The organism is Micromonospora sp. CV4, from assembly GCF_003667455.1.
In the GTDB taxonomy this organism is placed as follows: domain Bacteria; phylum Actinomycetota; class Actinomycetes; order Mycobacteriales; family Micromonosporaceae; genus Micromonospora.
Genome location: NZ_RCVI01000360.1, coordinates 1 through 6,395 on the forward strand (window position 1 = coordinate 1; position 6,395 = coordinate 6,395).

Annotated in this window: 8 protein-coding genes; 5 read left to right on the forward strand and 3 right to left on the reverse strand. The window is 72.4% G+C overall.

Translation table 11 applies throughout. The annotated features are described in order from the left end of the window. Positions 1–191 precede the first annotated feature (191 nt). The 3 genes from EAD98_RS25325 to EAD98_RS25335 form a co-directional block, all read right to left on the reverse strand. Positions 192–1,286 carry a PLP-dependent aminotransferase family protein gene (locus EAD98_RS25325; protein ID WP_121656494.1) on the reverse strand — a complete coding sequence of 365 codons (1,095 nt, stop codon included), beginning with the start codon at positions 1,284–1,286 and terminating at the stop codon, positions 192–194. A 106-nt stretch (positions 1,287–1,392) separates the two neighbouring features. Then, positions 1,393–1,851 (reverse strand): ester cyclase, encoded by a 459-nt coding sequence (locus EAD98_RS25330; RefSeq protein ID WP_121656495.1) that lies wholly within the window; start codon positions 1,849–1,851, stop codon positions 1,393–1,395. Between the two features lie 101 nt (positions 1,852–1,952). Next, positions 1,953–2,345, reverse strand: coding sequence for a cyclic nucleotide-binding/CBS domain-containing protein (locus tag EAD98_RS25335; protein WP_121656496.1), 393 nt, complete (start codon positions 2,343–2,345; stop codon positions 1,953–1,955). A gap of 114 nt (positions 2,346–2,459) precedes the next feature. Between EAD98_RS25335 and EAD98_RS25340 the strand changes: the two genes are divergently transcribed. The 5 genes from EAD98_RS25340 (at position 2,460) to EAD98_RS25360 (ending at position 6,325) form a co-directional block, all read left to right on the forward strand. Continuing rightward, positions 2,460–2,909 carry an NUDIX hydrolase gene (locus EAD98_RS25340; RefSeq protein ID WP_233578284.1) on the forward strand — a complete coding sequence of 150 codons (450 nt, stop codon included), beginning with the start codon at positions 2,460–2,462 and terminating at the stop codon, positions 2,907–2,909. Then, complete coding sequence (locus EAD98_RS25345) at positions 2,906–3,673, forward strand: hypothetical protein (protein WP_121656498.1); 768 nt, start codon at positions 2,906–2,908, stop codon at positions 3,671–3,673. The genes EAD98_RS25340 and EAD98_RS25345 overlap by 4 nt, the downstream gene beginning before the upstream one ends. Positions 3,674–3,841: 168 nt before the next feature. Next, complete coding sequence (locus EAD98_RS25350; RefSeq protein WP_121656499.1) at positions 3,842–4,573, forward strand: sugar phosphate nucleotidyltransferase; 732 nt, start codon at positions 3,842–3,844, stop codon at positions 4,571–4,573. Continuing rightward, the gene (locus EAD98_RS25355; protein WP_121656500.1) at positions 4,561–5,628 is read left to right on the forward strand and encodes an iron-containing alcohol dehydrogenase family protein; all 1,068 of its coding nucleotides are present in this window, start codon (positions 4,561–4,563) and stop codon (positions 5,626–5,628) included. Before EAD98_RS25350 ends, EAD98_RS25355 begins: the two co-directional genes overlap by 13 nt. Beyond that, entirely contained in the window at positions 5,603–6,325 is a 723-nt protein-coding gene (locus EAD98_RS25360) for a CDP-alcohol phosphatidyltransferase family protein (protein WP_121656501.1), read from the forward strand. The genes EAD98_RS25355 and EAD98_RS25360 overlap by 26 nt, the downstream gene beginning before the upstream one ends. Positions 6,326–6,395: the final 70 nt, after the last annotated feature.

The following is a 6,395-nucleotide window of genomic DNA, read 5'->3' on the forward strand; positions in this document are numbered from 1 at the left end:
GTGCGGGGACGACACGGCCCACCCGGCGCCTGTGGGGGCGGGGGTTGTGCTGCGCGCGTCACCGGAGGCGGGGGTGTTGATCTCCACTACGCCTGATGAGTGACGCTCGCAGCATTGTGGGCCGCCGGCCGTCCGGGCGGGAGTCCTGGGACGGCCGGCATCGTCGTTCTGTCGGGAACTTGACAGAAACGTCAGCCGCGGACGGCCTCGACGGCGGCCGCGAGCCGGCGAACGCCCTCGTCGATCCGATCGGCGGTGACCGCCGAGAAGGCCAACCGCAGGGCGTGCTGCCCACCATCGATCATGAAGTCGCTGCCCTTCACCACGGCGACCCCACGCTCGGCCGCGGCCGAGGCGAGCCGGTCGACCAGCACGTCGTCCGGGAACTCCACCCAGAGGAAGTAGCCGCCGTCGGGCTCCACGAACCGCGCCTGCGGCAGGTGCCGGCGCAGCGACTCGGCGAGCACCCGGGCCCGCTCGCCCAGCGCCGCCCGGACCGTCCCGATCGAGCGGTCGATGTCACCGGAGACGCAGAACTGGTGCACGATCGCCTGGGACACCATGCCGGGCGAGATGTAGAGACTGGTCGCGTTCTTGGCGATGTCGGCGATCAGATCCGCCGGGCCGACCAGGTACCCGACCCGCACACCCGGGCAGACCGTCTTGGTGAAGCTCGACGCGTGCACCACCACGTCGCGGGTGTCCAGCGAGAGCATCGACGGCAGCGCGTCCCCGCGGAACCGGATGTCCGCGTACGGGTCGTCCTCGAAGATCGTGAACTCGTACTCCGCGGCCAGGTCGAGCAGCTCGCGGCGCTTCTCCAGCGAGAGCGTCATGCCGGCCGGGTTCTGGTAGTTCGGAATGACGTGCGCAAGCCGGGGCCGGACCCCGGACTCCAGCAGCTTGCGCAGCTCGGCGGTGTCCAGGCCGTCCGGCTGGACCGAGACGCCGTGCAGCTCGCTGCCCATCCGCTGGAGGTTGAGCAGCGTCCGGTCGTACGTCGGCCGCTCCACCACCACCGCGTCGCCGGGGCGGACCAGGTGGTCGAAGAGGAACGCGTCGGCCTGCAGCGACCCGTTGGTGACCAGCACCTGGTTGGCCTCGACCCCGTGCTTCTCGGCGATCCACCTGCGCAGCGGAACGTAGCCGACGGAGGTGCCGTAGGCCGTGACCCCGGCTGGGTCGGCGTCGAAGGCACGGACGGCGGCGGCCTTGAGCCCCTCGACATCGACGATGTCCAGCGAGGGAGCCCCACGGGCGAAGGAGATCAGCTGCTCGGCGGTCATGGATGTTGAGCGTACGGGCGGCGGTGGGGGACGCGCGGACGGCACGGCGATGTCCGCATCCTGAGCCACCGGGTCGGGTGACCCGTTTCCACCGGTCGGCGTCAGATCAGACCGGAAGGGCGAGCGAGTCGTGCTGCGCTCCCCGGGAAAGTCCCTCCAGCTGCACGCCGAGCGCGTCGAGGAGCTGGCTCCAGTCGAAGTAGGACCGCCAGGCGACGATCCGTCCCCGGCGGGCCCGAACCACGTCGGCCACGTCCCAGCTCACCGTGCGGCCGGTGGGCGCGACGGTGCCGAACGGCGAGTGCAGCGTGCCGGCGTGGGTGCCGCTCAGGCGCAGCTCCACGGCCGCGCCCCCGGCCGTGCGCACCGCGCCCAGCGGGTCGACCCGCAGGTCCGGGAAGGCGCCGGTCCAGGTCCGCAGCAGCGCGGGCAACTCGATCGGGCGGACCGTGACGCCCGGCATGGAGTAGAACGCCTCCGGCGCGTAGAGGTCCGGCAGCCGGGCCACGTCCCGACGCAGGAGCATGGCGTACTGCTGCTCGACCAGGCGCTCCGCGTCGCGCATCGGACCCTCCCCCACGGGCCACGGCGTCTCCGCTCCCGCAAGGTATCCCTACCCGTCGATCCGGCCGGCACACCTGTCCGCCCGAACCCCGGTGCGCCCGGTCAGGTCGCGGCGCCCACCTGGCTCTCCGCCCAGACCCGCATGATGTCGCGGACGGAGATCACTCCCGCCACCTCACGGCCGTCCAGCACCACGAGGTGCCGGAACCCGCCCCGGGCCATCGCGGCGGCCGCCTCCGCCACCGTCCAGTCCGGGCCGGCGTAGACCACGTCCCAGGTCAGGTGAGCGCCGGTGCGTTCCACGTCGCAGTCCAGGCCGGCGCCGATGGCCTTCAACACGTCGCGTTCGGTCATGATCCCGATCCCCTCGGAGTCCGGGTCGATCACGACCGCCGACCCGACACCACGGGCCGACATCATCCGGGCCGCCTGGCGGAGCGTGTGCTCCGGACCGACGACGAGGACCTGGCTGGACATCGCTTCCCGTACCTGCATCACGCATCACCCCTTTGGGACGGTGGCATCCGGTACCGACATGGTGGTCCGTGAATGTTTCCTGGACAAGACCGGGCATCGCCGTTTCGCCGGCACGCTCGCTACTGTCGGACGGTGTCCACCGAGCCCCTGCGCTGCGCCGGCGCGCTGATCGTCGACCACGACGGCCGCATCTTCTTTCAGCGCCGGTCGCCGCACCGGCGCCTCTTTCCCAACTGCTGGGACATCGTCGGCGGCCACCTGGAGCCGGGCGAGGACGTCGACGAGGCGCTCCGGCGGGAGGTCACCGAGGAGACCGGCTGGACCCTCTCGCACGTCCTCGGTCAGGTCGGTGAGTACCACTACGTCGGCGACGACGGTCTCGCCCGGATCGAGCACGACTTCCTGGTCCGGGTGGACGGCGACCTGGGCCACCCGACGCTGGAGGCCGGCAAGCACACCGAGTACCGGTGGCTGACCGAGCACGAGGTGACCGTTCTGGACGAGCACCGCCACGTCAACGACGGGCTGATCCGGCGGATCGCGGAGGAGGGCTTCGCCGTCCTGCGGTCGATCGGTCTGTGAACACCGTCGAGCTGGCGCCGCACCGGTTCGCCGGTCTGCTCGCCCCGGCCGTGGACCGGGCCTTCATCGCCGGCATGCTGGCCGGTCGGAACGGTGGTGGCGCCGAGCTGAGCCAGCGGTACGGCGGGCCGGCCGCCAACGGATTCCTGGTGGAGCTGCGCACCCGGCTGGCCGCACCCGGCGGCACGGTCGACGAGCCAGGGTTCGCGGCGATCACCCGCTACCGCGACCCGGCCGTCTGCCACCGGAGCGTGGACAAGCATGTGGCGCACGGCATGCTCCACCGCCGACCGGACGGCGGGCTGTCCGCCACCGAACGAGGCGCCGCCTTCCTCACCGAGCTGTACCAGGTGCACGCCGAGGTCACCGAGGAGCTGTGGGCCGGACAGGACGAGCGGGTGACGCGGCTGGTGGCGGCGCTCGGCCGGTTGCTGGCGTACGCCCTGGTGCTGGCCGACGAGGAGGGAGACCCGGGCGGGTCGGCGTTCACCGCGATGGCGCCCCCGCACGAACCGGACGGCACCCCGCCGGGCGTGCTGCTGCTCAACCGGCTCGGCACGCTGCGCTACCACCGGGCCGACGCGCACGCCGCAGCCTGGACCGCCGCCGGGCACACCGCGTCGAGCATCGCCACCCTGCCGGCCGGCCCGGAACGGCTCGCCATCGAGCTGGAGACCGACCGTCGGGCAGCCGGCCCGTACGCCGCGCTCAGCGCGGAGGAGCGGTTGACCATGCTCGCCGACCTGGCGGCGCTGCCCGGCTGACCGGCGACGCTGCCCTGGCTGGGCGGCGGCGCTGCCCCTCGCTGGGCGGCGGCGCTGCCCCTCGCTGGGCGGCGGCGCTGCCCGGCTGGGCCGGTTGGCCGGAGCGGCCCGCCCGCCCGGGGCTATCCTCCAGCGGTGACGGGGAGCAGCACGAGGAAGGATGTCGGGATGATCGGGATGGTGCTCGCGGCCGGGGCAGGGCGCCGGCTGCGCCCGTACACCGACACCCTGCCCAAGGCGTTGGTGCCGGTGGACGGGGAGACCACGATCCTGGACATCGCGCTGGGCAACCTGGCCGAGGTCGAGCTCACCGACGTCGTGATCGTGGTCGGCTACGCGGCGGACGCGGTCCGCGAGCGGCAGGCCGACCTGGAGAAGCGGTACGGGGTCACGCTCACCCTGGTGCACAACGACAAGGCCGAGGAGTGGAACAACGCCTACTCGCTCTGGCTGGCTCGCGAGTACTTCGCGCGCGGTGTGCTGCTCGTCAACGGGGACACCGTGCACCCGGTGAGCGTGGAGAAGACCCTGCTCGCCGAGCGCGGGCCGGGCATCCTGCTCGCCGTGGACACGCTCAAGCCGCTGGCCGAGGAGGAGATGAAGACCACCTTCGACGCCGCCGGCCAGCTCACCCGGATCACCAAGGTGATGGACCCGGGCGAGGCGTACGGGGAGTACATCGGCGCCACGCTCATCGAGCCGCAGGTCGCCGACGCGCTCGCCGACGCGCTGGAGGCCACCTGGCGGCGCGACCCGAACCTGTACTACGAGGACGGCTACCAGGAGTTCGCCGACCGGGGCGGCGAGGTGCGGGCCGCGCCGATCGGCGACGTGCCCTGGGTCGAGGTCGACAACCACGCCGACCTGGCCCGCGCGCGGGAGATCGCGTGCCGCTACTAGCCCGTACGGTCAACACCCCGCTGCTGATCGAGGTCCGGCGGGGCGCGGTGGCCGACCTGGGGCTGCTGCTGGCCGACCGGCGGATCTCGGCCGGTGGTGACGTCGCGGTGGTGGTCGGCCCCGGCCAGGGCGAGAAGATCGCCGAGCTGTGCCGGCCCAGCCTGGGCTCGGCCGACGTCTTCACCGTGGTCGGCGGCACCATCGACGCCGCGAATGAGCTCGGTGACCGGCTCCGGTCCCGCTCGTACGATGCGGTGATCGGCATCGGCGGCGGAAAGACCATCGACACCGCCAAGTACGCCGCCACCCGGTACGGCATCCCGATGGTGACCGTGGCGACCAGCCTCGCCAACGACGGCATCGCCTCGCCGACCGCCTCGCTCGACCACGAGGGCGGCAAGGGTTCCTACGGGGTGCACATCCCGATCGCGGTGATCGTCGACCTGGACTTCGTGGAGAACGGGCCGGACAGTCAGACCCAGGCCGGGATCGGCGACGCGGTCAGCAACGTGAGCGCCTGCGCCGACTGGGAACTGGCTCACGAGGTCCGCGGCGAGCCGATCGACGGCCTTGCCGTGACGCTGGCGCGAACCGGCGCCGAGGCCCTCATCAACCACCCTGGCAAGATCACGGACGACGCGTTCCTCACCACCCTCGCCGAGGCGCTGATCCTCGGCGGGATCGCCAGTTCGGTGTGCGGGTCGACCCGCCCGGCCAGCGGCGGTGACCACGAGATCTCCCACGCCATCGACCGGCTCTACCCCGGCACCGCCTCACACGGTGAGCAGGTAGGGCTGGGCGCGCTCTTCTGCACCTTCCTCCGGGGCGACCCGGAGCGGTTCGGTCAGCTCGCCCGCTGCCTGCACCGGCACGGCCTCGCCACCGTCCCGGGCGATCTGGGGCTGACCGACGACCAGTTCGTCGAGGCGGTGCAGTTCGCGCCACGCACCCGGCCGGACCGGTACACGATCCTCGAGCACCTGGCGTTGTCGCCTACCGAGACGCGGGAGCGGCTGGCAGACTACGCCGGTGCAATCCGCGACCAGCTTGGCTGACCCCCGTCCCACCATCGCCGACTTCCACCGGGTGAACCGGGGCGGCGGCCTGTTCAGCGAGTCGATCAGCCAGTGGCTGGGCGCCGCCTTCGCGCTGGTCGCCCAGCGGCTGGGGCTGCGACCGACCACGCTGACCATCACCAACCTGGTGCTCGGGCTGGCCACCTCGGTCACCGTGGTGGCGCTCGCCGGCCCGGTCGCGGACGGGGACGTGCCGGCCTGGGTGGTCGGCGTGCTCGCCCTGGTGGGCTGGCAGGTGGCGTACTCCCTGGACTGCGCGGACGGACAACTCGCCCGGGTGACCGGCCAGGGCAGTGCGGCCGGCGCCCGGGTCGACGTGCTCTGTGACGTGGCCGCGCAGATCGCCCTGGTGGCGGCGCTGGCCGCCACGGCGGTGGCACAGGAGCCGTCGACCCCGACCTGGCTGGTGGCGACCTTCGCCGGCACCTGGATGGTCAACCTCGTCACCTCGGTGATGCAGGCCGGCCCGAACGCGGCCAGCATGGTCACCTCGACCTCGCTGCCGATCCGCCTGGTGAAGCTGGTCCGCGACTACGGCGCCGTGATCTTCGTGGCCGCCCTGGTACTGGCCGTCGCCCCCGCGCTGGTCCTCTGGGTGATCGTGGCGTTCACCATCGTCAACGGCGGCTTCCTGCTCGCCAGCATCGCCTTCTCCGCGCGCGCCTCCGTGCGCTGACGCCCACGGCGTGCCCCGTGCCCCGGGCCGGGCCGCGTTCGGGCCAAGATCCACGCAACTTCCCGGAGAT

Coding starts and splice junctions, on each gene's coding strand:
- EAD98_RS25325 (WP_121656494.1), bottom strand. CDS start 1,286: ATGACCGCCGAGCAGCTGATCTCCTTCGCCCGTGGGGCTCCCTCGCTG.
- EAD98_RS25330 (WP_121656495.1), bottom strand. CDS start 1,851: ATGCGCGACGCGGAGCGCCTGGTCGAGCAGCAGTACGCCATGCTCCTG.
- EAD98_RS25335 (WP_121656496.1), bottom strand. CDS start 2,345: ATGCAGGTACGGGAAGCGATGTCCAGCCAGGTCCTCGTCGTCGGTCCG.
- EAD98_RS25350 (WP_121656499.1), top strand. CDS start 3,842: ATGATCGGGATGGTGCTCGCGGCCGGGGCAGGGCGCCGGCTGCGCCCG.